General features: G+C 44.8%; 23 protein-coding genes and 4 pseudogenes. 10 read left to right on the top strand and 17 right to left on the bottom strand.

The window, feature by feature from the left end; genetic code table 11:
- Nucleotides 1-12: 12 nt before the first annotated feature.
- Nucleotides 13-1,299 (bottom strand): annotated as a pseudogene (locus AB6E51_RS03105) (PLP-dependent aminotransferase family protein); the annotation flags it as partial.
- Here AB6E51_RS03105 and AB6E51_RS03100 point away from each other — a divergent pair.
- A pseudogene (locus AB6E51_RS03100) lies at nucleotides 1,290-2,012 on the top strand (DMT family transporter); the annotation flags it as partial. The pseudogenes AB6E51_RS03105 and AB6E51_RS03100 overlap by 10 nt on opposite strands.
- Before the next feature lie 117 nt (nucleotides 2,013-2,129).
- Here AB6E51_RS03100 and AB6E51_RS03095 read toward each other — a convergent pair.
- Nucleotides 2,130-2,267 (bottom strand): annotated as a pseudogene (locus AB6E51_RS03095) (GTP-binding protein); the annotation flags it as partial.
- A gap of 449 nt (nucleotides 2,268-2,716) precedes the next feature.
- Between AB6E51_RS03095 and ihfA the strand changes: the two are divergent.
- Nucleotides 2,717-3,013: an integration host factor subunit alpha gene (ihfA, locus tag AB6E51_RS03090; protein ID WP_004734853.1), complete on the top strand. Its 297-nt coding sequence runs from the start codon at nucleotides 2,717-2,719 to the stop codon at nucleotides 3,011-3,013.
- Nucleotides 3,014-3,185: 172 nt separating this feature from the next.
- On the opposite strand, the pseudogene AB6E51_RS03085 reads toward ihfA, so the two are convergent.
- Both AB6E51_RS03085 and AB6E51_RS03080 read right to left on the bottom strand, forming a co-directional pair.
- Nucleotides 3,186-4,180 (bottom strand): annotated as a pseudogene (locus AB6E51_RS03085) (ABC transporter substrate-binding protein).
- A 193-nt stretch (nucleotides 4,181-4,373) separates the two neighbouring features.
- On the bottom strand, nucleotides 4,374-5,150 hold the full coding sequence (locus AB6E51_RS03080) for a RelA/SpoT domain-containing protein (protein WP_017059130.1): 777 nt from the start codon (nucleotides 5,148-5,150) through the stop codon (nucleotides 4,374-4,376).
- A gap of 324 nt (nucleotides 5,151-5,474) precedes the next feature.
- Between AB6E51_RS03080 and AB6E51_RS03075 the strand changes: the two genes are divergently transcribed.
- Entirely contained in the window at nucleotides 5,475-6,128 is a 654-nt protein-coding gene (locus AB6E51_RS03075) for a thiopurine S-methyltransferase (RefSeq protein WP_372058470.1), read from the top strand.
- Between the two features lie 113 nt (nucleotides 6,129-6,241).
- Here the strand turns inward: AB6E51_RS03075 and purT are convergent, their stop codons facing one another.
- The 7 genes from purT to AB6E51_RS03040 form a co-directional block, all read right to left on the bottom strand.
- On the bottom strand, nucleotides 6,242-7,417 hold the full coding sequence (purT, locus tag AB6E51_RS03070) for a formate-dependent phosphoribosylglycinamide formyltransferase (RefSeq protein ID WP_136974855.1): 1,176 nt from the start codon (nucleotides 7,415-7,417) through the stop codon (nucleotides 6,242-6,244).
- Between the two features lie 167 nt (nucleotides 7,418-7,584).
- The gene (gene cdd / locus AB6E51_RS03065) at nucleotides 7,585-8,472 is read right to left on the bottom strand and encodes a cytidine deaminase (RefSeq protein WP_372058468.1); all 888 of its coding nucleotides are present in this window, start codon (nucleotides 8,470-8,472) and stop codon (nucleotides 7,585-7,587) included.
- 286 nt (nucleotides 8,473-8,758) lie between these two features.
- Nucleotides 8,759-9,436, bottom strand: a complete 678-nt coding sequence (locus AB6E51_RS03060) for an LrgB family protein (RefSeq protein WP_017059134.1) — start codon at nucleotides 9,434-9,436, stop codon at nucleotides 8,759-8,761.
- 2 nt (nucleotides 9,437-9,438) lie between these two features.
- Nucleotides 9,439-9,810, bottom strand: coding sequence for a CidA/LrgA family protein (locus AB6E51_RS03055; protein WP_004734867.1), 372 nt, complete (start codon nucleotides 9,808-9,810; stop codon nucleotides 9,439-9,441).
- A 25-nt stretch (nucleotides 9,811-9,835) separates the two neighbouring features.
- Nucleotides 9,836-11,260, bottom strand: a complete 1,425-nt coding sequence (sbcB, locus tag AB6E51_RS03050) for an exodeoxyribonuclease I (protein ID WP_372058467.1) — start codon at nucleotides 11,258-11,260, stop codon at nucleotides 9,836-9,838.
- 206 nt (nucleotides 11,261-11,466) lie between these two features.
- The gene (locus AB6E51_RS03045; protein ID WP_372058466.1) at nucleotides 11,467-12,315 is read right to left on the bottom strand and encodes a sterol desaturase family protein; all 849 of its coding nucleotides are present in this window, start codon (nucleotides 12,313-12,315) and stop codon (nucleotides 11,467-11,469) included.
- A gap of 87 nt (nucleotides 12,316-12,402) precedes the next feature.
- Complete coding sequence (locus AB6E51_RS03040) at nucleotides 12,403-13,416, bottom strand: DUF2804 domain-containing protein (protein WP_017070924.1); 1,014 nt, start codon at nucleotides 13,414-13,416, stop codon at nucleotides 12,403-12,405.
- A gap of 170 nt (nucleotides 13,417-13,586) precedes the next feature.
- Here AB6E51_RS03040 and AB6E51_RS03035 point away from each other — a divergent pair, with 170 nt between their 5' ends.
- On the top strand, nucleotides 13,587-14,621 hold the full coding sequence (locus AB6E51_RS03035; RefSeq protein ID WP_017059139.1) for an AraC family transcriptional regulator: 1,035 nt from the start codon (nucleotides 13,587-13,589) through the stop codon (nucleotides 14,619-14,621).
- Nucleotides 14,622-14,625: 4 nt separating this feature from the next.
- Here AB6E51_RS03035 and AB6E51_RS03030 read toward each other — a convergent pair whose 3' ends face one another.
- Both AB6E51_RS03030 and AB6E51_RS03025 read right to left on the bottom strand, forming a co-directional pair.
- A complete protein-coding gene (locus AB6E51_RS03030; protein ID WP_372058529.1) occupies nucleotides 14,626-15,576 on the bottom strand; it encodes a chromosome partitioning protein ParA in 951 nt (316 codons plus the stop codon).
- Between the two features lie 39 nt (nucleotides 15,577-15,615).
- The gene (locus AB6E51_RS03025) at nucleotides 15,616-16,950 is read right to left on the bottom strand and encodes a sphingomyelin phosphodiesterase (protein ID WP_372058464.1); all 1,335 of its coding nucleotides are present in this window, start codon (nucleotides 16,948-16,950) and stop codon (nucleotides 15,616-15,618) included.
- Nucleotides 16,951-17,365: 415 nt separating this feature from the next.
- Here AB6E51_RS03025 and AB6E51_RS03020 point away from each other — a divergent pair, with 415 nt between their 5' ends.
- Nucleotides 17,366-17,887 (top strand): DUF2058 domain-containing protein, encoded by a 522-nt coding sequence (locus AB6E51_RS03020; protein WP_010441213.1) that lies wholly within the window; start codon nucleotides 17,366-17,368, stop codon nucleotides 17,885-17,887.
- Nucleotides 17,888-18,015: 128 nt separating this feature from the next.
- Here AB6E51_RS03020 and AB6E51_RS03015 read toward each other — a convergent pair whose 3' ends face one another.
- Complete coding sequence (locus tag AB6E51_RS03015; protein ID WP_017059142.1) at nucleotides 18,016-18,237, bottom strand: hypothetical protein; 222 nt, start codon at nucleotides 18,235-18,237, stop codon at nucleotides 18,016-18,018.
- A gap of 307 nt (nucleotides 18,238-18,544) precedes the next feature.
- On the bottom strand, nucleotides 18,545-19,429 hold the full coding sequence (locus tag AB6E51_RS03010) for a LysR family transcriptional regulator (protein ID WP_017066156.1): 885 nt from the start codon (nucleotides 19,427-19,429) through the stop codon (nucleotides 18,545-18,547).
- A gap of 132 nt (nucleotides 19,430-19,561) precedes the next feature.
- On the opposite strand from AB6E51_RS03010, the gene AB6E51_RS03005 reads away from it, so the two are divergent.
- Together AB6E51_RS03005 and AB6E51_RS03000 are read left to right on the top strand one after the other, a co-directional pair.
- Nucleotides 19,562-20,572 (top strand): aldo/keto reductase family oxidoreductase, encoded by a 1,011-nt coding sequence (locus AB6E51_RS03005; RefSeq protein WP_017059146.1) that lies wholly within the window; start codon nucleotides 19,562-19,564, stop codon nucleotides 20,570-20,572.
- A gap of 9 nt (nucleotides 20,573-20,581) precedes the next feature.
- Nucleotides 20,582-20,974: a heme-binding protein gene (locus tag AB6E51_RS03000; protein ID WP_017066157.1), complete on the top strand. Its 393-nt coding sequence runs from the start codon at nucleotides 20,582-20,584 to the stop codon at nucleotides 20,972-20,974.
- A gap of 112 nt (nucleotides 20,975-21,086) precedes the next feature.
- Here AB6E51_RS03000 and AB6E51_RS02995 read toward each other — a convergent pair whose 3' ends face one another.
- Entirely contained in the window at nucleotides 21,087-22,460 is a 1,374-nt protein-coding gene (locus tag AB6E51_RS02995) for an L-cystine transporter (RefSeq protein WP_017059148.1), read from the bottom strand.
- Nucleotides 22,461-22,645: 185 nt separating this feature from the next.
- Complete coding sequence (locus AB6E51_RS02990; protein WP_372058462.1) at nucleotides 22,646-23,341, bottom strand: NAD-dependent epimerase/dehydratase family protein; 696 nt, start codon at nucleotides 23,339-23,341, stop codon at nucleotides 22,646-22,648.
- A gap of 718 nt (nucleotides 23,342-24,059) precedes the next feature.
- Here AB6E51_RS02990 and AB6E51_RS02985 point away from each other — a divergent pair.
- Genes AB6E51_RS02985 through AB6E51_RS02975 form a run of 3 tightly spaced genes read left to right on the top strand, consistent with a single transcriptional unit; the run spans nucleotide 24,060 to nucleotide 26,567 of the window.
- Complete coding sequence (locus AB6E51_RS02985; RefSeq protein ID WP_372058460.1) at nucleotides 24,060-24,671, top strand: flavin reductase family protein; 612 nt, start codon at nucleotides 24,060-24,062, stop codon at nucleotides 24,669-24,671.
- Between the two features lie 43 nt (nucleotides 24,672-24,714).
- Nucleotides 24,715-25,761 carry a nicotinate-nucleotide--dimethylbenzimidazole phosphoribosyltransferase gene (gene cobT / locus AB6E51_RS02980; protein ID WP_229647262.1) on the top strand — a complete coding sequence of 349 codons (1,047 nt, stop codon included), beginning with the start codon at nucleotides 24,715-24,717 and terminating at the stop codon, nucleotides 25,759-25,761.
- Nucleotides 25,761-26,567 (top strand): adenosylcobinamide-GDP ribazoletransferase, encoded by an 807-nt coding sequence (locus AB6E51_RS02975; protein WP_229647263.1) that lies wholly within the window; start codon nucleotides 25,761-25,763, stop codon nucleotides 26,565-26,567. Before cobT ends, AB6E51_RS02975 begins: the two co-directional genes overlap by 1 nt.
- Nucleotides 26,568-26,571: the final 4 nt, after the last annotated feature.

Below are 26,571 nucleotides of genomic sequence, written 5' to 3'. Positions count from 1 at the left end.
TGCTACGTGCTGTTAGCTGTGAATATGGATAAGCTCGATTAAGGCATCCAATTGCTGCTTGGCTCCACCCTCTAACGAATACCCAATATTGATGCGTAAGCAATTGCTGTAAAGGTCGAGAGTGCTGAACAGGTGTCCAAGCCTAATATCAATGTTCTTGTCGGTAATGCCCTGAGCAAAGGCTGACTGGTTCAAGCTTGGGATTTGCAGCCAAAGCACCATGCCACCTTGTGGATTACTTATCTTCACATCTTGAGGAAGGTGCTGAGCCAAATAACTTAGGTATTGTTGGCGCAAAGACAAGATCTGAGTGCATCTTCTCCTCACGTGCTTAGCGTATTGGCCAGATCCAATAAAGTCAGCAACCGCAAGCTGAGTGGGCAGGGCAACGCCGTAGCTCGCAGCTGAGAACTGAGCCTTGTATTCGTTGATAAACCTGCCCGGCAAGCAGCATCCCAAACGGTAACTCGGTGACAAATTTTTCGATACTGATCCACACCATAAGACAAAACCGCCTTTGTCGTAGTATTTCGCGGGGAGCGGCGTGTGTGAGGAGTAGGACAGTTCCAGATACACATCATCTTCAATGATCGGCACTCGATAGTGATTCGCTAATTCAGCCAGTTTCTGCTTTTGAGTGGCTGACATGTTGATCCCTTGAGGGTTCATATGAGAGGTACAAAAGATCGCGGCATCGACTTGTTTATTTTTCAAATGCGCTTCCAGTTGTTGCAAGTCGACACCATCATCTAGAGACGGGATCTCGATGATTTTTCGCGACATTTGTCCGAGCAATTCCAGAATACCGTTGAAACATGGCGAGCTAATAGCGATGGTGTCGCCTTCTTTAGTGTAAGATTTAAGTGCGGCCTTAATCGCAGACATACAGCCAGCCGTAATCACCATCTCTTCAGGTGAAAAGTGCACATCGAGCTTGGCAAAATGAGTGGATAATGCCTGTCGTAAAATCGGCTCACCTTGTGTATCTGGGTAATGGTTAAGCCTGTTGCTCATACGCCTAATAGCGCGACGAAAACTTCGTTCCAGTTCAACGATCGACTGCTCATCATTAGTGGTGCTCGAAACCCCTAAAGGCCCATTGATTGAGTTGTGAGTCGATGAGGTTTGCCTAACGCTGGACACCTTACTCTCAAACTGTGCCCACTCTGGGGTTGAGTGAGCAGGTTTATGAGGAGAAACAAAATATCCCGCTTGCGGTCGAGAATGAATCCAACCTTGTGATTCCAGTTTTTGGTAGCAGCTCACCACGGTCGACATGCTGATCGCCTGTTGCTTGGCGCTACTTAGTCAGTTATGGCTTTGTGTTCGGTGTGGGTATCTGGGGTATGGCTTCATGGTCGATCACTGCTGGTTTATCGTCTGGGCTTTCATCGGTCTTGCTTTCAACCAACGTATTAATCGGCATGGCGGTTGGCGTGTGGTTGTTCAAGGAGAGTGCTTCTATTCGTAAATTATTGGGTGCGATGCTAGCTATGTGTGCATTGGCGGTATTGGTATCTGCAGCTACGGGTAATGTCACCGTTAATGGCGTGATCTTGATTATGATTGCGGCGTGCAGTTGGACCTTGATGGGCGTGATTGTTAAGGCATCGAAAACCACTCAAGCTTTTGCGTTCAATGTCTGGGGGATGCTGTTTGCTCCAGTGCCATTTGCCGTGATGTTACACGGTGACCAAATAATCTGGCAGGGCATCGAACAGTGGGATTGGAACACGACGATTGCGGTGCTGTTTCAAGCTTACCCAACCACGCTATTTGGTTATTGGGTATGGAATAAGCTGCTAATCCAATACCCTTTAAGCACGACCGCGCCGTTAACCTTGTTAGTGCCTATCTTCGCATTGATCAGTGGTTACTTTATGTATGATGAGGTGCTGTCTGTGGCTCAGGTTGTTGCATCAATACTGTTTCTTGTCGGGATTGGTTTGATTGTGAAACCTGCGAATGTAACGAATACCAAAGCGACACAAACACTTGCTGAACAAAAATGATTGAAGAAAGCTGATATTGCATGAGCAGCTTTGAATGACAAATAAGACCTCGCACTTGTGAGGTCTTATTCTATGTCGAAGAAGTGAAGTTATTTAAATAACCAACTTACTAAGCAATCAACTAACCATACACGCAAGTAACTGGCTCTCAAGATCATATTCTATTTCTAGACCGATCATTTCTATTCTGATTTCGATACACTCATCGAGTTCTGATTCCGTCAAGCCATCCTCTGTTAAGTTGTAACCGAAAACCTCAAAAGAACATAGGCTTTTATAAGTGAATTCGAATTAAATTCTGAAATGATACAAATCTTATATTTAATAACGCTTATTTAGTAACCTTTGTTGAGTCCCATATCAAATCAAGTGGCTGATTTTATTGGGTATCGGAGAAAAGTCTCAAAAATTATTATTTAGTTCGCTAAAGTTTTAAATTCTATTAATGGTTGTTTGTATGGAATATAACTCCATTTCGTTACTGTTGAGTAGATGGTTTTTAGCTATATATGTGAAATTTGAAGCGAGTTATCTTTCTGATTTGAAAGAATAATTAAATAGTTAAGATAAAAAAGTTGGCGAAAATCAGAAGCTTGGCATACACTTTCCTTGTAAATGACCTTATCTCATTGATTGAATAGGGTAAATGCTTTGGCGCTACTGGCGATGGTAGCAATGTTTAACATAGCTTTGAGGAAAGTTTTATGGCACTCACGAAGGCCGATTTGGCTGAGAACCTGTTTGAGACACTCGGATACAGCAAGCGGGATGCCAAGGAAACGGTGGAAGTGTTTTTCGAAGAAGTTCGTAAAGCGCTCGAAAATGGCGAACAGGTAAAACTGTCTGGTTTTGGTAATTTTGATCTTCGCGAGAAAAACGAGCGACCTGGTCGTAACCCGAAAACTGGTGAAGACATTCCAATTTCTGCTCGACGTGTTGTTACTTTTAGACCGGGACAAAAACTAAAGGCCCGTGTCGAAAATATTAAAATCGAGAAGTAGCCAAGCAATAGACCACGCCTAGCGTGGTCTTTTTGTATCTGCATAGAGTTTAAGCTAAACGCATTTCTTTAATTTTTAGTAACCTTTCTCAAACTCCATCTATTTACTGTCCGGTAAGAACTTGCTTTAGATGCGAAAACAGAGGCTAGGCCTCTGACTTTGAATCTTCACTCTAAAGGGCTTGTTGAACCTTACTTGCGATGTCTTCAGACACCCAAGGCTTCCATACCTGTGGTGAGCTTTCTAGAAAGTAATACATGGCTTCTTCGGCGTCGGCTTGGTTGTCTTCCATCCAGGCCAGCAACTCACTCATTTGTTTATTGGTAAAACCACGCTTTTCAAAGTATTGGTAGGCAAGAGGTTCGTTATTAGCAAAGGCTTCTGTGGTGATTGTGTGAACCGGTGCTGGTGGATACATGGTCACTTTAGGAGATTCACAATCAGGTTGTGTCGTACAGTTACGGAATTCCTCAATGTCAGTACCACTTCCGAAATCAACCTTCACCATTTCATACTTACCTAGCACAGGCGTAGGCGACCAGTAATATCCAAACCATGCTTTTTTGCGTTCGTAAGCTTTCGCTATCGTACCTGCTAAAGCGGCGCCTGAGCCGGGATCAACCATTTCAAAATTGTGATCTTCTAACTTAAGCGCATCGAACAGGTGACCGGAGGTAATCTGACAAGTCCAACCCGCAGGGCAGCTATAAAACGCAAACTTCTCATCATCTTCTGGGTGTTCAAACAGCTTTGCGTTTTTAATCACACCTTCAATGGTTGTAAGCTCTGGGTACTGTTCAACAAGGTAGTTTGGTACCCAGAAACCTTCTTCACCGCCGTTGACCAAAGACTTGCCCGCGTAACGTAGACGCTTATCCGCAACACCCTTATCCAACGCTTCTTTGATGCCATTAGTCCAAAGCTCTGGCGCAACATCAGGTTGACCTTTTTCAATCATTGACGTGCCCGTAGGGACGCTATCACCGGGGATTAAGTCCGCTTCACAGCCGTAGCCGTTATTCAAAATGAATTGGTCGACATGAGCAATAGGCTCGCCGAGTTCCAGTTCATGTCTGCAATGGTGATCTTTCCGCATTCGTCAGCACTAGCGTGTACAGAAAACGCAGCAAGTAGCGCGATGGAAAGCATGGATTTGTTATTCTGCATTGACGTAATTCCTTTTCTTGTCAGAAGCTTATTCGCTATAGAAACAGAAATGTTCGACGGAGAAAAGAGACTGAGATCTAAATTTAAACGATCTGATTATTTGGGATAGGAAGTGGAGAGGCTACTCAACAAGTACTAAAAAGGGCTGCGAGTGCAGCCCTTGTGATGTTTATTGGAATAGCCTATCTATGTGTTAAGCCGCTTTAATGTGCGTTGTAATGTACGGTTGCCATGCTTGTTGGTAAAGCTCTAAAGATTGGCGTCGTAGGCTATTGATTTGTGCCGCTTCGATATCGTTGATTGGGCGATGTTCCGCAATTGCGTGACGCTCAATGCCTTGGATAATTTCGTACAGCTCGTGCTCAGGACCACTTTTCACATCAGCAATCGCTTTTAAGTGAAGTTGAACCTCTGCAATGATGTTGGTTTTAGGCAAACGAACCAACAAGTTAAGGTCACGGTAACCAGAGTCAGCTGGTGATTTAAACTTGTTTTTCAGCTTTACAACGTCTGCTTCACGGCTTAGCGCTTCGTAAACTTCAACCAAGCTCTCTACATCGTTCGCGATGATAGTTGCACGGGCTAAGTCGGTAATTTTTGTCACATCACCATCAAGCTCAAGGGCGATTTTTTCTTCTGCACGAGCTTGAGATTTAACGCCAGCAAATAGCGCTTCAGAATTGGTGAGTAGGGCAGTACTTTTACAGATAGTTTCTAGTTCAGCTTGGCCTTGATGCGCTTTGCTGTACAAAATATCGAAGTCGGTGTAAGGCTGAGTCGGGCGTGAGTCGAAGGCTTTGATGCCGTAAAGGCCGCTCAAACTATGACGGAATACGTTTGAAGATACTTGGTTTTGCGCAGGAGTGCGCGTTTGATCTGTTGAACTTGTTGAAACAGGTGCTGCTGCGAATGCAGGCGCTCGGCTCAATACCAAAAGCATTAGGGCCGTCGTACGGAGAAATACACTCATTCAAACTCCAAAATACAAGGTTACAAAAAACGGGTAGTCAAAAGGGGTAACCAGTAACGCACAAGAGTAAAAACAGCTTAACTAAACTCACTACATATTTAATGGGGCTAGCTAAGACAGAAACCAACTCTAACGTTTAATATTGCTTTAAAATGTGAAGATATAGACAAATAATCCAACCGTTAGTTCCGCAATTATCAGAACTTTGAACTTAGCCAGTTTCTGATTTTATCGAAATCAATTTAGTACTTTAAACCAAGCTAAGGTTGCTCTTACCTCTCTATACTGTACCCTTGCATTATGACTGTTTAACATGAACGAAAGATGAATAATCCTGAATTTTGGCACAATAAATGGGCAGCCAACCAAATTGGTTTCCACCTCGAAGATGTAAACCCACTTCTGATTAAATTTTGGGAAAATACTGAGCCTAGCTACGAGAAGAGTGTGTTTGTTCCACTTTGTGGCAAAAGTGAAGATCTGATTTGGCTAGCTTCAAAGCATGAAGATGTTCAAGGTGTCGAGTTAAGCCAGATTGCGGTTCGCGCATTTTTTGCAGAGCACCTTTATACCCCGACTGTGACTCAAATTAGCGGTCAGCACGAGCTCTACCAATTCGATGAACTGAACATCTACACGGGCGATTACTTTTCAGCGCCAATCCAACCTGTCGATACCATTTATGATCGCGCGTCTTTAGTCGCATTGCCTGAAGAGATGCGAGTGCAGTACGTAGAGCGCTTAAAACAACTGCTGAAACCGGGCGGTAAGATCCTTCTGGTGACTCTGGATTATGATCAAAGCGAGATGGCGGGGCCTCCGTTTAGCGTACCTAAGTTAGAGATTGCTCAATTGTTTGCAGGATACAAAATTACATTGTTGAATCAAGATATAGCGAACGATGAACATCCGAAGATTGCTAAGAAAGGGTTGTCTCGCTTCTGTGAAGAAGTGTATTTGATTGAGTCAGACGCTTAAGTTCAGTCTGCTTAGTTAAGCGAACAGATAACACCAACAAAAAGACGGGCTCGATAGCCCGTCTTTTTATGGTTCAGATTTGAACTCGTGATTGTTCAGAATTGAATAGCAGGTTAGTAAATCACTTTTACTTTTGACGCGCTCTCAATGGCATCTTCAATCGCTGTTTCTGTGCTGTTACGACGGGTAAGCGCCACACCTAAACGACGGCGACCATCGATATCAGGCTTACCAAACAGGCGAACTTGTGTTTGTGGTGCGTCTAGCGCCTCTGTAAGACCTTCAAAACGAATGTTGGTTGAAGTACCTTGGCCAAGGATAACCGCTGATGCACATGGGCCGTATTGCGTGATGGATTTGATCGGCATACCGGTAAAGGCGCGTACGTGCAGTGCGAATTCCGATGAGTCTTGAGACATCAATGTTACTAGGCCTGTATCGTGTGGGCGAGGGGATACTTCGTTGAAGATAACGTGATCGCCTTTAACAAATAGCTCGACACCAAAGATACCGTGGCCACCTAGTGCATTAACCACTTGTTCAGCCGTGTATTGCGCGGCTTTAAGTGCGTTGTCTGACATCACTTGTGGCTGCCATGATTCGCGGTAATCACCGTCTTCTTGGCGGTGACCGATAGGCGCACAGAAGTGAACACCGTCGACTGCGCGAACGGTAAGTAGCGTAATTTCGTAATCGAAGTCGATGAAGCCTTCAACGATTACACGACCCGCGCCAGTACGACCGCCTTCTTGTGCGTAGTCCCAAGACTTCTGAATGTCTTCCTCTGTTTTGATAACGCTTTGGCCTTTACCTGAAGAGCTCATTACTGGCTTAACAACGCAAGGCATGCCCACGAATTCAACAGCGGAAGCGAAGTCTTCAAAGGTGTCTGCAAAGCGGTAAGGAGAAGTGCTCAGTTTGAGTTCTTCTGCGGCTAGACGACGGATACCTTCGCGGTTCATCGTTAGCTTGGTCGCATTCGCAGTTGGAACGACATTTAAGCCTTGCGCTTCTAGCTCTACCAACTTGCTGGTGGCAATAGCTTCAATTTCAGGAACCACATAATCTGGCTTTTCTAGTTCAATGATCGCTTGAAGTGCATCGCCGTCTAACATGTCTAATACATGGCTACGATGCGCAACTTGCATCGCTGGTGCGTCTGCATAACGGTCACAAGCAATAACTTCCAAACCTAAACGTTGGCACTCGATAGCAACTTCTTTGCCGAGTTCACCTGAACCTAATAGAAGTACACGAGTAGCATTTTCACGAGTAGCAGTACCAAACATAGAAATTCCTTCCGATCTTTTGAACGATTGATTGAAAACGGGGTGATCATACTTATTTTAATGACAAAAGCAAACGTTTGCGCAAGTTGTTGCTTTAATTACAGGCATAAAAAAAGCAGCCCTGTTAATTAGGGCTGCTTATTTAAATTTTTGTTAATTATATGTACTTAGATTGCTAAGTAAGTCACTGGAATGTCGGGATTAATCGCTTCTAATGTAGATTGCGTATCCGCTAGGTGACTGATGCTACCTTCTGCGATTTCAACCAAAGCAGCACTTTCAATTTGTTCGAAATCGAAGCCAGCCAGTTTAAGTTGAATCAACGCCACTTGTAGAGGAGGTAAGCTTGGGTTGAACGCTGCGTTTTCAGCGTAAGCACCGGTGAAAATCTCACCCGACGTCAATTGCAGTGAAACACCACTTAGGTTTTTGGTGTAAGGAGCATGGCTGCGGTTTAGTGCTGCTACCGCTTCTACAACAATAGGCGTTGTTTCTTCGGTCGTGTATTTATGATCAAGTTTTGTCATTAAGCCAGTTGTTACACCTAAATCAGCAGGGCCGAACGAGTCTGGCAGATACTCTTGCAGAGACATTTCATCACGTTGTGGCAGCTGAACTTTAAGTTCTTTTGCTGTTGTCAGTTCGTTCATGAATTGACGACAGTGACCACAAGGACTGAAGTTTATGGTGATATCTGAGATACCTAGTTCGCCTTTCATCCAAGCGTGGCTGATTGCAGATTGCTCAGCGTGAACGGTTTGACCAAGTTGAGCACCAGCGATTTCAAGGTTTGCACCAAAATACAGAGTACCAGACAAACCACGCACGATTGCACCAACATAAAAGTCAGATAACGGAGCGTAAGAATACGCTGCGGCAAAAGGAAGTAGCGCAATACGTAGCTCGTCATCCGCTAGACCACTTGCTTGCAGTAGGCTAGCAAATTGTTCTGGAGACAATGTCGCGTCAAAGTTGTCTGCTAATACGATGTCACTCAAAAGCGCTTTCATTGATGATGGAGCACTTTCCAGCGCCAGGGTAATACGACTGTTCATGTTGAATCCTTAATTGACCTTAGGCTTTAAGTTTATGCATTGCTCAGGAATTTTCTGTGATAAAGATCACTATTGAATTGTTGCTGTTACATTGGTTTGCATAATTAGAGTGAGGTCACACTTGAAATCGATTACAAGAGCCATTTATACAGCTGATATCGCACTTATTGCTCGTAAAAGACCGTGACTTGACTGCTATTGCTAAATAAATGCGAATAAAAAGCCCAAACAGACACTGTAATAAACAGCATTCTGGTTGGGCTGAATCGCGTAGTGATCGTTTAGGTTAAGAGTAGAACCAAACCACGAGCGAAAATATACTCGGTGCGATGATTGAGGTGATAACCCCACAAAGAACCAATGCCAACGAACTGAATGCCGCATCTTCTTGGTTCTTTTCAGCACATGTCGCAGTGCCTAATGCGTGAGATACCGTCCCCATGGTTAAACCACGGGCGATCGGGCTCTTAATACCAATGAGATTGTAGATTGGATAAGCAAAAATTGCCCCAAACAGACCAACAATCAATACCAATATTGCCGCAATCGCTGCTTCACCACCTAAATGGCTCGATACTTCCATTGCAATTGGCGTGGTGACTGATTTGCCTAACAAGCTCGCAATCAAAGTTAAGTCCGCTTTAAATGCTACTGCGATCACTGCCGTTGTTGTCATCGACATCACACTGCCTAGAGTGCAAGCAAAGGTAATGATGCGCCAGTTGGCTCTGATTTGAGGTAGCTGTTCATAAAGCGGGTAGGCAAGTGCAACAACCGCAGGCTGAAGCATGTAGGTAATCCAGGTGTTATCAGCATAGTAAGTCTCAAACGGTACTCTAAAGAACGTGAGAATCGGAATGATGATACCAATGCTGATAAGCAGGGGGTTACACAGCGGCGAGTTTACTTTTTGACTTACCCAGCGAGCAAATAGGAATACCACGATGGTGAGTAGAATCCACATGATTAGTTACCTCTCGAAAGCAAGCGGTCTAAGAACCATGATAAGGACACCAACACCAGTAATGTGCCACCAACGGCGCTCGCCATAATTGGCAATGCGTTCGCGATGAGCATGTCGAAATGATCCATCAACCCAACACTGATCGGAACAAACAGTAAGATCATTAGGCGGATAATCAAGCTTGCACCGGGCTGTACCCAGTGCGAAGGAACAATACCAATCACCATGGCGGCAAACAGAATCAACATGCCAAAAATACTGCCTGGGATTGAGGTATCCAAAAAGTGCTGTAACGCGTTACCTGCTGTAAGTGCACCTATGATTAAGGTGAAGGAGATTAAGCAGTAAACCAGTTGGATCAATCTTTCTTTCAAAGTGTTACGTCTCTTGATAATGGAATTAGCTAGCTAACTTTTCTACGTATTGATAAACCGCCTTTAAGATAGCCATTTTCTTCTCGTCACTTTCATGTTCGTGCGCAAGGTTTTCAAGGTTGAGCATGTACTCTTCTAAACGGCACTCATAAAACTCACGACAATGGTTCGCCCATTTCAATTGCTCAGCTTCGTCGAGCGTCCATGGGAAGTTACGCGCACGGTAACGGAACAGTAACGGTTTAATTCGTTCGTCACTGAAGGTGATATCCAAAGCTGCCAAGTTGTTCGGGTCAGTTTCACGAATGATGTTCATCGCTGTTTTATCAGCAGGTGAAAAGAAACCCTCGTAAAGGTGTGTATCAACATCATCACTCTTTTCGTACTCGCGTTCTTGTGAGTACATGCCGATTAGTTTTTCGCGGATCTCTGGGTGTTCGTGCAGCAGTGCCAAGTTTTTCAGGCATTGTTGGCGATCGATACCGATGGTTTCAGCATTTTCAGCCGTTAGCGTTTTGGCTGGAGCAAGAATAGGGCACTTGTTCAGTTGAACCAATTTGATGGGTACGGGTAGCTCGTCTTCACCCAGTTCACTGCGTTTGGTGTAGAGTCTGTCTCTGAGTTCATCAGCGTCCAGTTCTAACAGTGGGCTTGGATCTTTGGCTAAATCAACCACGATAACGGCATTTTGATTGGTTGGGTGCCAAGCCATAGGCACAATCCAACTTGTGTAGTTGCAGTCACGGCCAAACATGCCCGAAACGTGCATCAATGGTGTCATGTTTACGATATCAACCAGATCATTCAGCTTACGCTTATGACGCATGTTGTAGAGGTAATCGAACATCTTAGGTTGTGCAGCTTTCAGCTTCTTCGCTAACTCGATGGTCGCAATAACATCGGCCATCGCATCGTGCGCGTTCTCATGTTCAATGCCGTTTGCCACAGATAGGTGTTCCAGTTTGAAGCTTGGATAACCTTCTTCGTTCTCTGGCCAAACAATGCCTTCAGGGCGCAGTGCGTGAACAGCGCGCATTACATCTAACAGATCCCAACGCGAGTTGCCGTTCTGCCAACTCCACGCATATGGGTCGATGAAGTTTCGGTAACAGGTGTAACGCGTTACTTCATCATCGAATCGAATACTGTTGTAGCCAAGGCTTGTGGTGTTTGGTTTCGCCAACTCAGCATGGATCTTAGCGATAAACTCTGGTTCAGGAAGACCATGTGAAGCCGCTTTTTGTGGTGTGATACGGGTGATCAGTGCAGCTTCAGGCGCAGGGAGGTAATCAGCGGGAGGTTGGCAATAGATAACCAGAGGCTCTCCAATAACATTGAAATCTTGGTCGGTACGAACACCCGCAAATTGACTCGGACGGTCTTTTGCTGGGCTAACGCCCCACGTTTCGTAATCGAAAAAGAAGTAGGTCGGCTGATTATCTGAACTCATTGAATTTCCTGAACAGCAAGCGCGGAACGTTTACTGTGGCTGAAGGTTAGTTTTGTTCAGTATCTGATAGTATGCGGTACGCGTGCAACCCAGATCACAAATAAATTGCCGGAAAACGGTGCTTTACTATTCAATCGAGTCAGTGGGGAAGGTTTTGAAACCAATTGAGGCGGTTTCTTAGTTAATACAATCTGTCTATCGTCCGTTTAATCCGATGGAGGCGAGAGTATCAACTGGACTTTCTGCTTCATGGTTAACTCTCGGTTCTTCAAATCTTTGAATATGGCCTTCCATTCTTGAAAGGTGACCACTATCGGATTAAAACTGTTCACGGGTTTGGTGACGCCATAACGTACAGTTTCAACTTCAGGTTCGAATGTACCAAATAACTTATCCCAGATAATAAGAACGCCGGCGTAGTTCTTATCAATGTATTGCGGGTTTTTGCCGTGATGTACTCGATGATGCGAAGGGGTATTAAAGATGTATTCAAGTGGCCCCAAGCTTCGTATCCATTGTGTATGGACGAAGAACTGCAAACCTAGATTGAGAAGCACCACAAAGATGACCCACTTAGGGGCAAAACCTATGATGACCAACGGTATCCAGAAAAGCCACATCCCAGCAAGTGGATACATTAAGCTTTGACGGAAAGCCGTACTGAAGTTCATGCTTTCTGAACTGTGGTGTGCCACGTGTGCTGCCCACATCCAGCGAACACGATGGCTTGCTCTGTGGAACCAGTAATAGCAAAAGTCTTGCAACACCATCAATACAACAAAACTCAGCACGCCCATTTCAATGTCCATTAAGCGCCAACCAAACATCCAGAGATACAGCTGCACGACCAATAACCCGGTGAGCAAATCGAAGAGTTGATGCATTCCCGCCAGCGTGAAATTACACATCACTTCTGAAAGCTTATAGCTGGAGTTATCAGGCAGTCGACCTTGCTTCTGACCGATAAAATACTCAGCCAACATGCACACCACGAACAAGGGCGCTAATACCAGCAGTAGCCATTCTGGGTAATTGATTAATGCGTCGATATTCATGTTTTATCCTTGTTGAGACGCCATACGCGTTCTTAGTATCAAGTTTACTTAGACTTGCTCGCCTGAAATTCAGTTAGCAAAATTTCGCTACCAGCGAGCAAAGTGATCTTCTGTTAGGCCAAGAACACCATCGAGTTGATGTGTCACTCCATTGTTGTCTTCAATCGAGCCAGAAAAGTGACCAATGAACTGACGAAAGTTACTTTTTAACAGCCATAAATTGAGCTTTTCGCTGCGATTATTTAAGGGCGTAAAGGTCAGGTTTATACGTCCATCTTGTGATGTTATCTGCCAAGGTAAATTGGTGTCTTGGCGACTAAACGCAAACTGTACCGGGTTAAGTAAGTGCCGAGTTCCATTGATCCATAAAACGTTCTCGCAGCCTCCGGTTTCATTGACGCCTGCTGCGAGGTTCAAGCCAATATCTGTCCCATTGGATTGCGTGTTGATGCTTGCCCAGCGCCAACTGGTTTCACGTCTCATGTAACCCGCTGAAAAGTCATAACCGGCACGAGCTTGTTCGAGAACGAGTGATTCTCCCTTGATTTGGATTTCACCGCTGATGCGCAAAGCATTGTGCTTTTGGGTGTAAGTCCAACCTGAATAACCCGTTGGGCTGCACATCGCCATGGGCAAGCTGTCGGTTTCAGGCTCTAAAGAAATATCGGCCTTGATGAATTTCGTATTCAAGCGAACTCGCCATTGTCCGCCCTCGATATAGAAAGCAATGCTTTGATCTGCAATGCTTGTCTTTCCTTCAAATGGTGAAGGCGTTACATGCTTATCAAACCCTAATGGCCTCAACCAAGATGACTCTTGCAGATGGTTGTTTTCTATGTCGTACAGATAACAAAATGCCGAGCCTAAGTAGCGAATATCCGCGATAGCGACGCCGATAATGTGTGTGTCGGTGACGATGCTGACAAACTGGAATTGCTTATAGTGGAAGTGCTTCTGCCAAGGGTTTGCTTTTGAATCCATCGAGTTTCGGTAGTCAAAGTTCTCGATGTTTAGGTGTTTAAGGATGCCATCGAAATGCCCAATGATCGGCTGACCATTAGAATTAATCAAACTGTGTGGGGCTGGGTTGGTTTTTATCATTGCGATGGTTCACATTATTTTAACAACTAAAGCCATTGTGCGATGAGTAGCGTAGAATTGGGAGGTCATATTCGGACAAGAGCGCGTTACCAATCACGATTTTGTCAGCATGTGTTGTTAAGGCTGAGTAGTCATGTTGATGGGAATGGGCTCGATATAAGGAGAGACGATTGGAGATTATCGCGGAGTATAAGCCAACCGGACATAGGCACCAGTTGGGTACATTAGATATCGCGCTGCTGTTGAATACGCTAGAGCAACGAGGTATCGATATTGAAAGGCTACTCAATGATGTGGGTTTGCCGAACATGGATTGGCGAGATCCGAATGGAAAACTGACTTACGCTGACAAGCTTTCGTTGTTTAGCGCGGCTAATCAGAGTTTTCCTCACGATGGTTTGGGGCTTTGGTTGGGAGAGCACGCTAGCTTGAGCCACTTTGGTGTGTTGGGTTATGCGCTATCAACCAGTCAAAATGTCGGGGAGGCCATCAAGTCGGGCTTCAAGTATTTGCGCCTGAACGGTCCTATCTTCTCGGTTAAATTGTTTCTAGATTCCGAGCAAGCAGTGATTCAGATTGAGAACACATTGGAAGTGGGCGATCTGCTTCCTTTCTGCAGTGAATATTTCTTGAGTTCAATCGTCTCTTTATTCAAAGAGCTGACTGGTCATGAGTTGGATATTCATATTTTGGCTTTGCCTTATACACGCACTAATTACGCCAAGCTCTATGACGATCGTTTCCAGTGCCCTGTAGTTTTTGAGCAGAGCCATTGTGAACTGCGTTTTGATGTATCGGTTTTGTCGCAAACCTTATTGACTCATGATGCAGCGACACTGAAGCGCTATCTTGCGTCTTGCCAGTCGATAATGGAAACGTTGGACTCTGAGCATCTGCTGACTAACCAGATCAAAACGATCTTTTATCAAACCGCAGGCAGTTTCCCGAATATTGAACAACTCGCGGATGAGTTTGGTTGTAGCTCTCGTACACTCAGGCGAGAGCTAGTGACCCATGAATCCAGTTACCAAATATTGCTTACCGAAGTTCGAGTGGAGCTGGCCAAAGAGCTATTACTCGGCACAACCATGAGCATTGATGACATCGGTGAAAGGCTCGGTTATAGCGACCCTGCAAATTTCAGAAGGGCGTTTAAAGGTTGGCTCAATAAAACGCCCGCTCAGTTTCGTGATGGTTTAAGTTAAGGCGTTACTTGCTAAAGAACTGCTCCCTGAAATCGGTGACTTGCTGTTGATAATAACTGTCCCAATCTTGTTGAGTCCAAGTGGCATAACTTGATGAGTGCTGAGAGTCTAAGGTTGCTTTGAGCTGATCCAGTTGCTCGTGATAACTCATCACGGTTTGTTGCTGTTGTGCGACTTGTTGTTCTCGCGCGGCAATGTTGCTGGCCTGCGCTTCATCTAAGTAGGCATCTTGAAGGTCGGCTTTGACTGATGCTACTTCAGCAGGGTTATAGCTGCTGGGTATCAAAGATACTGCCAGTTCATATTTTTGAAGCTGTGTTTCGGCGTTTAACGTGCCCGTATTGTTTTGCCATTCACTAAGCAAATCTTGATAGTTGGCCAAAAACTGGCTCGCTTCGTTCTTTTCAAGGGTGTTAGCGTCAAGCGTAAAATCCAGATGAGCAAGCTGGTCAGCGAATAGCTGGTGGGCCAACTCTCCCCATACTTGTTGTGCAGATTGCTTGAATAAGGCTACACGATCTTCAAGAGTCTCTATGGATTCAAGTGGGATAGTGCTTTGTGTTAATTGCCAGTCAGCCGATAGCTGCGGATAGTCGCTCAGTAACTCAAACCATATGCCCGGCAATTCTGATTTCAATCGTGCGAGTTGCTCTGCGCAGTCATCGCGTTGTTGGCAAAGCTTCCAGAACCCATCGAGTTCATCGAACAAAGCCTTGCCTTCAAGCTCACTCAAGTTTTCAGCAAGAATTTTACCGTCCAGTGCTCCGGCTTGGGCTTGATTGCTGTGCGATGCGGAGTTTTCCGAACTAGCGGTTGCAGTAGGCGTGGAATAATCGTCATTAGTTGTCGTAGAAACACGCGGCTTAGGTTCTGTGTGTTGAGCAGAAGATAGCGCTGTTTCGTTCGTTTTTGATGACCACGAATAGCCAATAATGCTCGCCGTTAAGACGAGCATTAGGATTAATATAACTCGATGCATTATTGGTTCACCGAGTTACTTGATCACGGCGCTAACAGGGAAGTGGTCTGAAAGGTTGTAGTGCTTCCATAACTCACTGCTTGTTGATCTTGGGACATCCACGCGATTGTAGTAATGCGCTTTAGCGGCATACTCTGAGCTCACTACCACATAATCGAGATACTCAACGTTCTCGCCACCCGACATAGGCTCTCCCGCAAAGTTGTTGATGCGTGGGTCAAAGGTAGAAGCGGTGTAACCTGAGTATGTTGGTTCATCAGCCTGCAGGTTAGCAAACATCTGTTGATAGTCGCTTGGGAACTTGAGCTTGTTCACGTTGAAGTCACCGCTGTAAACCACAGTTTCTGATGCCGGGATATTCAGAGACTGCGCCAGTGCACGCATCTGCTTGAATTGACGTTGTCGGTAATCACGAGCGGTGTCCGTATCGAATGATGCCGTGTGGGTACCGAAAACATGGTAAGCCTGACCATTCTTGATAACTTCCGCGTAGTTAACACCTTTATCAGCAAAGCAATCTGTGCCCGTGCAATCAGGGAAAACATACTGCGCTTCATTAACGATAGGATAGCGGCTGACAATGATCACACCACCGTCGTATATGTTAATCCCATCTTTATCGAGCATTTTAGTTTGATAAGGATACTCTTTCGCAAGCTCACGCAAGAACTCGTCTCTGCCGTTAGCAAACACCTCTTGAAGCGCCAACACGTCATAGCCCTTTACATATTGAGGGAGTAGGTCATAGCGGTCACCAATATGTGAAGCGATGGCAGGCAGCGCCCAGATGTTGTAAGTCATGACCTTGAGTGTATTGGCATCCGGCTCTGGTTGCTCATCCACTTTTGGTGGGGTGATGGTGTAATAAATATCATCATAGCGCGCTGTAGAATCGGCTTTGAGGGCTAGCTCTGCATTGACCCCGAACGCATCGGTTGTGCTGCGATGAATATTACGATCGTCATGCAATGTTAGGTTGACGTCTGCGGCACTCAAACCATGTTGCAGTGTCGAGTTATACCAATGTCCCTTCATGGTTTGGTTGAGCGTGACACTTTCGCCCACAGCGTTTGATACCACAGTGTCAAACTCATAGGTCTTCCCAGATTTCAAACCAGTCCAGCGGTTGAAACTTATCAGCTTCTTCGTCTCCCAAGGACCAATCTGTTCAACATGCTGTTGCCACTCATCACCGAGTTGAAGCAGGTCGGTACCAGTGTGGTTGGCTTGAATGGTCATCACTTGATTGGTGTTATTGGTGAGATACACGTCGGTGTCTGCGATCGCAGAGGTCGAAGCGATTGATGTGGATGCCACAAGTGCAGCTAACCAAGTCCATTGAGTTTTCATCGTTTACGTTATCCTTATTGATTGATGTCTAGAATAACGTAGTCAAGAGTTATGACATTGGAGTTATAACTCTATGGCATTTATTCAAATATGAGATATATGCCAAGGTTTTATAAAATTGATTAACCATTGAAAATTAACATATTGTCTTATCGGAATGATAAGTGGTACACGCGCGAATAATAGGGTCAGTTAATGCTTTCGAGTCGGTGGAACAGCCAATATTGGCGTGCTTAAGTGAAAACTGTGTGTCGCGGTAAAGTGGAGGTTGTGAGCAACAAGAAGGGAATATGGACACAGCTTAGAGCTATCAGCATAAATTTTGCGATTGTTCTGTAATTTACTCTTGTTCAGTAAACAGAAACCTCAAAAACAGGTATGATAGTGCCGTTTTTAATCCTGAACTGGGAAAGTCATGGCAAAGTTAACACTCCAAGAGCAGATGCTTAAAGCTGGCTTGGTAAATGAGAAAAAATTAAAGAAGGCGAAGAAAGGCTCTAAAAAGTCTCGCGTTCAGTCTCGTGAAGCAAAAGCGGCAGCTGAAGAAACTAAACTGGCGCAGCAAGCGAAAGACAAAGAGCTAAACCAACAGTTGAAAGAACAACAGTTGAGCAAAGAAATTAAAGCTCAAGTGAAGCAACTGATTGAGATGAACAAGATCGAACAGAAGAACGGTGAGATCAAATACAACTTCACCGACGGTACGCTAGTTAAATACCTTTACGTAGAAGAGCTGACTCAAAAGCAACTAAGTAAAGGCATTCTAAGTATTGCTCGTCAAGGCGAGAGCTACGTTGTTATTCCAACAGCAGTAGCGAACAAGATTGCTATGCGCGACGAAGAATCTATCGTTGATACGCAGGCAGGTAGCACAGACGAAGTAGACGAAGATGACCCGTACAAAGACTTCGTGATCCCAGATGATCTAATGTGGTAATCCGTTTTACCTAGCTCCATTTTAATGGTTAGCTAAGTTTACAGGATCTAAGAATGCAGCGAACAATCACTCGATTGGCGCTGCATTTTTTTTGGCGCGAAATGACTTCAACAAATCTTGAATAAAGCTTAGTGTTCTGACATGCCGTAAACAAGGCTATCATTGGCACTTGCATGATCGATAAAATCGGTATTAGCGCGCTGTTCGTGTTGGTCATAGCCATCGAAGTAACAGTCGCCAATTTCATTGCGCGGGCAAACGTGAATGTGGTCTTTGATGACCAGTTCGGTAGAGCAGCATGGGCAGTGTTTTACATGTCCAGTGAGTACCGTAGATCGATTTGGTTTCATACATCCTCCTGATAGGCACTGTAATATGATTGCCTATTTGCACCCTAAGTTACGCAAATTAGTGTGTCGTTATGATTTCATTTTTAAGTCAATAAAAAACGATTCGTAGAGTGAATGTTTAGGTATTAATGTAAATGTAAGAGCAAGAAAAAATAAAAGAACTAGGACGAGTAGGCTTGAAAGTAGATCGGCCATATAGTCGACTTTCACTGGTATCACATTCAGCCGAAGAGGTTGAAGTAGAGCTCGCTACGACGAATATGTTGGCCAGATGAAACCAACAAGCCCTAGTGAGCTGTGCATCATTTTATCGACTTAAGCTTTCAAAGTAATTCTGAACAAATTTAACGAACACTTGGTGTTTCTTTGCCGGATAAATAACTTGCGGATAGAACAGGTAAATACTATTGCCTTGTGGCAGACATTCATTAGGCAGCACGCGCTCTAACTCTCCAAGCTCAACCTCTTTCGCAACGTAGTAACTTGCAATACGGATGATGCCACTGCCTGCCATAGCTTGTTGCTTAAGCAGGTGGTTGTCATTACTTGAAAGCCAGCCGGACACATCAATATTTACCGATTTTAAAGGCCACTCGGTTTGGTGCAGAGTTGCTAAGCATTGATGATCACTTAAGTCACTCACATTGGTAGGGCGACCAAATTGGTTAAGATAACCGGGAGTCGCGACTAAATCATGTTGATAGCTAATCAAGTGTTTCGCCACCATGTTGTCAGGTGGCGTATTGGTGGCACGAAACGCGATATCGATATCATCTTGATTGAGATTAAAGTTGGTGTAGCTACTGTTTATCTCGAAACGAATCTCAGGGTATTGCTGCCTAAACTGTTGGCAGATATCGAATAGATATACCTCAGTAAACATCTTTGGCGCAGTGAGGCGTAATAGGCCTTTGACGATGTCGTGTTGCTCAGAAACACTGCGTTCAAGCTGTAAGACTTGCGAGCGAATCGTTAAGCCTTGTTGTAACGCGCGTTCGCCTTCTTGGGTTAAACGAACACTGCGAGTGGTTCTGACCAAAAGCGGGCACTGTAAATCGTTCTCTAAACGTTTGATCTGTTCAGAAAGGTAGCTCTTAGAGATACCGAGCTTTTCGGCTGCCTTGGTAAAGTTGAGTTGCTGAGCAAGTTCTACAAACAGGATCAGTCGTTCTATTCTTTTGTGTTCGTTCATTCGCGCGTTCCTACCAATCTATTGTTCGTCATATCAAACAATCATTTCGTAACTAGCATATTCTGTTTTTTAAAAAGAACAATATGATAGAGGCATATTTCTGGTCAGCAAATCTTCTAAGCGAGAATCGATATGACGAACAGCACTGAATCTACAAACAAAACGAATGACAAAAAACGTATCCCATTATCAAATTATCTACCGAATGTTGGGCAAATTGCCTATGGCTGCATGGGGTTAGGTGGTGGCTGGAATGATAATCCAGTGACGAGTGCGGATGTTGCTCAAACACGAAGCGTAATCGGCACCGCACTAGAATCGGGCATTAACTTATTCGACCATGCGGATATCTATACCTTCAGCAAAGCTGAGCAAGCCTTTGGTCAAGCATTACAACAAGCGCCTGATCTGCGTGAACAGATGTTCATTCAATCTAAGTGTGGGATTCGTTTTGAAGGCGAGGGCAATGTTGGTCGTTATGATTTCTCGGCTGATTGGGTAGGCCAATCGGTAGACGGTATTCTCAATCGATTGAATACTGAAAAGCTTGATGTGCTGTTATTGCACCGCCCTGACCCTTTGATGGAACTCGATGAGCTAGCAAGAACGTTAGAGAACTTAAAAGCGCAAGGTAAGGTCGATTATTTTGGTGTGTCGAACATGAACAGCCATCAAATTCAGTACCTGCAATCTGCGCTTGGGCAACCCATCGTCGCGAATCAAGTTGAGATGAGCTTAGCCAAATTGGATTGGTTGAATGATGGGGTGATGATTAACTCGCAAGGGCACCATCAATCAGACTTCGCCGCAGGCACTCTTGAACATTGCCAATTGAATAACATCCAACTGCAAGCTTGGGGCTGTTTGGCACAAGGCCGATTTGCTGAGCAAGGTTTGTATTCAGAACATGAAAACGTGAAAAAGACAGCGCACTACGTGGCTCAGTTAGCGAACCAATATGGCGTAGAAAGTGAAGCGATTGTGTTGGCATTTTTGCTTCGTCACCCTGCTCGTATCCAACCTGTAATTGGCACCACAAATCTAGAGCGAATCAAAGCTTCGGCAGTCGCGACTCAGATAAACCTGTCTCGTGAAGAGTGGTACAACCTATACGTGTACTCACGTGGTCAAGCACTGCCATAAGGAATGAATATGTTGAATCAAAAGATCGCGCAACAACTGGTGTCTAACGCTCTAGACATTGCTGAGCGTAATCAACAAGCAATCGCGGTGAGCGTGTGTGATACGCACGGTGAGTTACTGGCGTTTATTCGCATGGATAATGTGAGTGTTCAAGCCGGATTGTTAGCACAGAACAAAGCTTATACATCTGCAAGAGATAGACAGCCAAGCGGTAACTTAGGTGCTTGGGCGAGAGAAACTGGTAAAGACTTAAGTTACTGGACTGACCCAAAGATCACTGGCTTTAAAGGCGGTGTTCCCATTGAATTAAATGGGCAGGTGATTGGCGCTATTGGTGTCAGCGGATTAAGTGAAGACGACGATGAAGCACTTGCCGAAAAAGTCATTCAACTTGTGTTCTAAGCTGTTGCTCGTGAAGTAATGGAAGTTAGAAGTAACAGATAATAAAAAACCGATGCATGTGCATCGGTTTTTTTGTTTAACGAGACTCAAGTGCTTGAATCAATCGAACCCATTAAGCGTTCGCTTGTTCCAGATCTTGTTGCTTGTCTTTCTTGCCTAATAGGCGGCTTGTGATCGTACCGGCTGTCATAGCACCAGATACGTTAAGCGCCGTACGTGCCATATCGATAAGTGGCTCGATAGAGATAAGCAGTGCTGCAATCGTTACAGGAAGGCCCATAGCAGGAAGTACGATAAGCGCCGCGAACGTTGCACCGCCACCTACGCCAGCAATACCGAATGAGCTCACTGTGATAATAGCAATCAGAGACAGAATGAAGTTGATGTCCATTGGGTCGATGCCAACTGTAGGCGCAACCATGACTGCTAGCATTGCAGGGTAGATACCCGCACAACCGTTTTGACCAATCGTCGCACCGAAAGAGGCAGACAGGTTAGCAATCGCTGGTGGCACGTTTAGCTTAGTGATTTGAGCTTCAACGTTCAGTGGAATTGTTGCTGCAGAACTACGAGACGTGAAAGCGAACGTCAGTACAGGCCAGATCTTTTGGAAGTACTCTTTCGGGTTTACACCAACAAAAGAAACCAACACACCGTGTACGACGAACATCAGTAGAATCGCAACGTAAGATGCAACGATGAAACCCAGTAGGCTGAGGATGTCAGAAGCACTTGATGTTGCAACTACCTTCGCCATTAACGCTGCGATGCCGTATGGCGTTAGTGCCATGATCATCTTAACTAAGCGCATAACGATAGATTGTGACGCTTCAACGAAAGTACGGATTGGAGATTCTAGTTCTTCTTTCTCTGCCATCACTTTACGAGCAGCGATGCCCGTTAGCACACCAAAGATAACAACCGCGATGATAGACGTAGAGCGAGCCCCCGTTAGGTCTGCAAATGGGTTAGTCGGAATAAAGCTGATCAGCATTTGTGGAATTGTTAGGTCTGAAACGCTACCGATGCGGCTTTCAAGTGTTGCGATACGTGCTGTTTCGCGAGCGCCTTCTGTTAAACCTTCAGCAGACAGGCCGAATGCTTGCGTTACAACAATACCAACAATCGCAGAAATCGCGGTTGTTGCTAACAGTACAGAAATGGTGATACCAGAAATCTTGCCCAGTGAGCCGCCTTTTTCAAGCTTCACTACTGCTGCAATCATTGAAACCAATACTAATGGCATGATCACCATTTTCAGTAGGCCAACATAACCACGGCCAACAATATTTACCCAGTCTAGTGTTTCGTTGATGACCGGATTGCCTTCACCAAATAACAGCTGTAGACCAAGACCAAATGCGCTACCAAATACTAAACCGAGTAAAACGAGGCGAGAAAGTGTGTTTTCTTTTTTCTGCTGTCCGTAGAGAAAAAAGAGGATACCAGTGAATACCGCTAAGGCAGCGATAGCTGAAAATGACATTTGTTTTCCTTATGAATCTCTTTAAATCGATAGGGCGCTTAGATATATGGGCGCAAATACTGTTAGCTACAGTAGCGACCTGTAACAAAACGTAAAATAAGGAAAAGTAATTTATTAGAACGATTAGTAATATCCACTCAATAGGATGGGTGGATATTCAACATTGTGATGAATAGGTGAGCTTTTTAGCGATATTTTGCCAATAAATTGAGCATGTCACTTGACGAGTAAATTTCGATATTTTGGAAATTATTTTCGAATAACCGGAACAACATTGCTTTGGCTACGTTTTCCGACTGAATAGGGCGTAGGTTTTTGAACTTACCAAGCATAAATGGAGACAGCAGAGGAAAGACACTTTGCAGGAGTTTTTCATCAGCTCTAGGTTCATCACGCTCACCCACCAGAGGCCCAGGGCGTGCGATGAAAAGCTGCTTGAAGCCAATACGTTTTAAATTTTGTTCCATTTGTCCTTTACAGCGAAGGTAGTGCGAATAGGAATCTGGTGAAGCGCCATAGCTAGAAACGACCGCTACGCGTTGAACCCCAAGAAACTTCATCGACTGTGCGACTTGGCTAACCAGTTCCACATCGATTTTGCGAAGCGCTTCTTTTGATCCTGCCTTTTTCTTAGTCGTACCTAAGCAGATAACGCCAAGATTAGGCGTCGCATTCGTGTCATCCCAACTGGTAACTTGCAGGTCGCTGTGAATGAGTGTGTGGAGCTTGTTGGAATCAAACTGTGAATCTAACGCTCGGCGAGATAGGGCATAGATATGATCAACGGCGGGTTCATCGATGAGCAACTTCATCACATGATGACCAATTAACCCGGTTGCACCAGCCACCACGACCGATGTTTTGTCTCCAGAAATGCTCATTTTAATCCCTTCTTCACTCCACAAGTGCTTGTTTAATATAAACAGTGTTTGAATTTTAAGCGAATAAAAGTTTGTTAAACGAGTGGTCAGTAGTATGTGGGGAGTCGCCTGTTTATGGAAAAAGAGATGATTTAGTTTGGCTCGACGCATAAGTACGGTCTGAAGCATAAGTACGATATGAAACATAATGGCGGTGGGAAAGATAAATGCGGTTTGAAACTTAAGTTAGGCGTTAAACATAACAAAGCCCGCTGGGCGACGGGCTTTGTTACTTTTCTTGCTTCTTACTAGGTAAAGGACAGTGGGATTTTCCTTACCTTTTTGCTAGCTTTCTTACTTGATTTATTTGGTTTTCTTTTACTTGAATTTGGAATCATTACACCTCCTAAATCGTTGTTCTGTTTTGTCTTTCAATCGATTGTCTTTCTTCGTGTAGCGTCAGTGTTGTGGGCATTCACTGTATGGGTACTTATCAATGGAGAGATTAATAAGTAATTTAGATAAGGCATAAACGATGCCAAAATGTAAGTTATTGATAAATCTATTATCAGTATTATTTGTGTTTTAGGGTTCGTCAATTTGACTGTCAATCTGAGAAAAAACCAGTGTGATCTGTTTAAATTAAGAACACTCTCTGCGGTTTCTGCCACATAGCCATAGATACAGCCTTGCTTAACACGTAAACTGAGTCGTAATTCACATAGATCAAGGACGTGCTATGAACCTCAAGCTTGATACTCTTGCTCCCACTCAGATTTATCACCTGATGACACAAACCGTTGTTCCTCGCCCGATTGCGTGGGCATTGACGGAATCTTCTGACCAAGAGTACAACCTAGCGCCTTTCTCTTATTTCACGCCTGTTTCCAGCAATCCGCCGCTACTGATGCTATCGGTCGGGAAAAAGCCATCGGGCGAAATCAAAGACACCACTCGTAATGCCCTTGAAACGGGTAAGTTGGTCATTCATATCGCGTCAGCAAGTTCTGCAGAAGTAATGACGGCGACAGCAGCCACGCTCGACCATGGTGAGTCTGAAGTAACCGCGAATAATATCGAGTTGGTTGAATTTGAAGGCTTCTCTTTACCGAGAGTGAAAGAGTGCGCGGTCGCTTTTGGCTGCACCTTATACGAAGTAAAAGAGGTTGGAGAGGTGCCACAAAGCCTCATCTTTGCTCAAGTCGAAACCGTGTACATTTCCGAAGACGTGATCGATAAAGAGAGTGAACGTCTTAAGATTGATGCGTTGGCATTGGACCCTTTGTCTCGCCTTGGTGGCGGTGAATACGCGACGCTTTCCAATGTGTTTTCTGTCGCACGCCCTAAGTAGCAGCCCTATATCAACGTACCCAGAATAAGCGTTTTTAAAAACTATGTTAGATACCCAATACTCGCAGTACATCCAACACCGAATTGACCAAAAAACCAAGCCACTTGGCGCACTTGGCTTACTAGAAAAAGTCGCACATCAACTGGCTTTGATTCAGAGCCAAGGCAAAGAAGCTGCGGTTGAACACATCGAATTGAATAAGCCAAGTATCATCATTTTTGCTGGCGACCATGGCATTGCTGACGAAGGCGTGAGTATTGCTCCAAGCGCGGTAACACAACAGATGGTGTTGAACTTCTTAAGCGATGGCGCGGCGATCAATTGCTTCTGTGCGGTGAATAATATCGATATCACGGTAGTCGACACGGGGATATTGTTGCCTGTGGAATCAGACAGTGACATGTTGATCTCTCAGCGTTTGGGTACGCGAACCAATAACTTTGCCAATGAAGCGGCAATGAGTTTAGAAACGGTTGAACGTGGGATTGAACTGGGTACAGATCTTGTATCTAAAACCATTTCGAATGGCACCAATATCATCATGTTTGGTGAAATGGGTATCGGAAATACCAGCAGCGCATCAGCGATCTTAAGTGCATTAGCGAATCGTGCTGCAGCGGAGTGTGTTGGCCTAGGCACTGGTATCAACAATGAACAGCTTGCACTTAAAGTGGCTGTGGTTGAGCAAGGTGTCGCGCGTTGCAAAGGTTTAGATGCGAATGAAGTTAAAGATATTAAAGAGGTACTAGCACAAGTCGGTGGCTATGAAATCGTTCAAATGGTGGGTGGTTTCCTTGGCGCTTACCAGAACAGAACACCAATATTAGTCGATGGTTTTATCGTATCTGTTGCAGCGTATGTCGCGACCTTAATTGAACCGAACTGCCGTGATTACATGATCTTTGCTCATCGCTCTGAAGAGTCAGGGCACAAAATTCTGTTAGAACTGCTAGACGCTGAGCCACTGCTCGATCTTGGATTGAGATTAGGCGAGGGCACGGGTGCTGCGCTAGCTATGCCCATTATTCGTACGGCAGCCGAGTTCTATAACAACATGGCGAGCTTCGAAAGTGCTGGAGTCACGGTTTAATGAGTGATGCATCAGAAAGATCGTTGAAAGGTCGAGTCACTTATCAGTGGGAGCTGTTTGCACTGGCGATGGGTTTCTTTTCTCGCTTGCCAATGCCGAAGAATATGCCCTATTCATCAGAGCGAATGAATCGTTCGGGTCGTTACTTTTCAACGGTTGGTTTGTTGCTAGGTGCTCTATGTGGCGGTGTGTTCTTGCTACTTGATGTGGTACTGCCGAGTGCAGTAGCGATCTTTTTGATGATGAGTTTTAGCCTGATGCTCACTGGCGCATTCCATGAAGATGGTTTGACTGATATGGCCGATGGCATTGGTGGCGGCATGACCCTAGAACGCCGTTTGACCATCATGAAAGACAGTCGAATCGGTACTTATGGTGCGTCTGCTCTGATTATGGCTCTGCTTGGCAAGTGGGTGCTGTTGAATGAACTCATAAGCATGACGGGACTGTTTATGGTAATCGTGACCAGTTATACCTTTAGCCGCGCGATTGCTGCATCGCTAATTTACGACATGCCTTATGTCAGTGATTTAGATACCAGTAAAAGTAAACCATTGGCCAACAAGCAAACCAAAGGCGAACTTGTCTTCTTGTTGCTGGTAGGCGTGCTGCCTAGCCTGTGGTTTGGTCTTGAATTCGCTTTGGTTTTATCTGTCGTCGCCTATCTGTTCAGAACAGGTTTTAAAACGTGGTTAACGGCTCGAATTGGCGGCTTTACTGGGGACTGCTTGGGTGCGGCTCAACAGTTAATGGAGTTGCTGACTTACCTTGTATTCATTACTGCATTTTACAATGGCTTTCTATAACGGC

It is taken from the genome of Vibrio sp. 10N.247.311.47 (assembly GCF_041467535.1).
In the GTDB taxonomy this organism is placed as follows: Bacteria; Pseudomonadota; Gammaproteobacteria; order Enterobacterales; family Vibrionaceae; genus Vibrio; species Vibrio crassostreae_C.
Note: the sequence above shows the minus strand (reverse complement) of the source record. Positions and strands in the feature narration are given on the sequence as shown.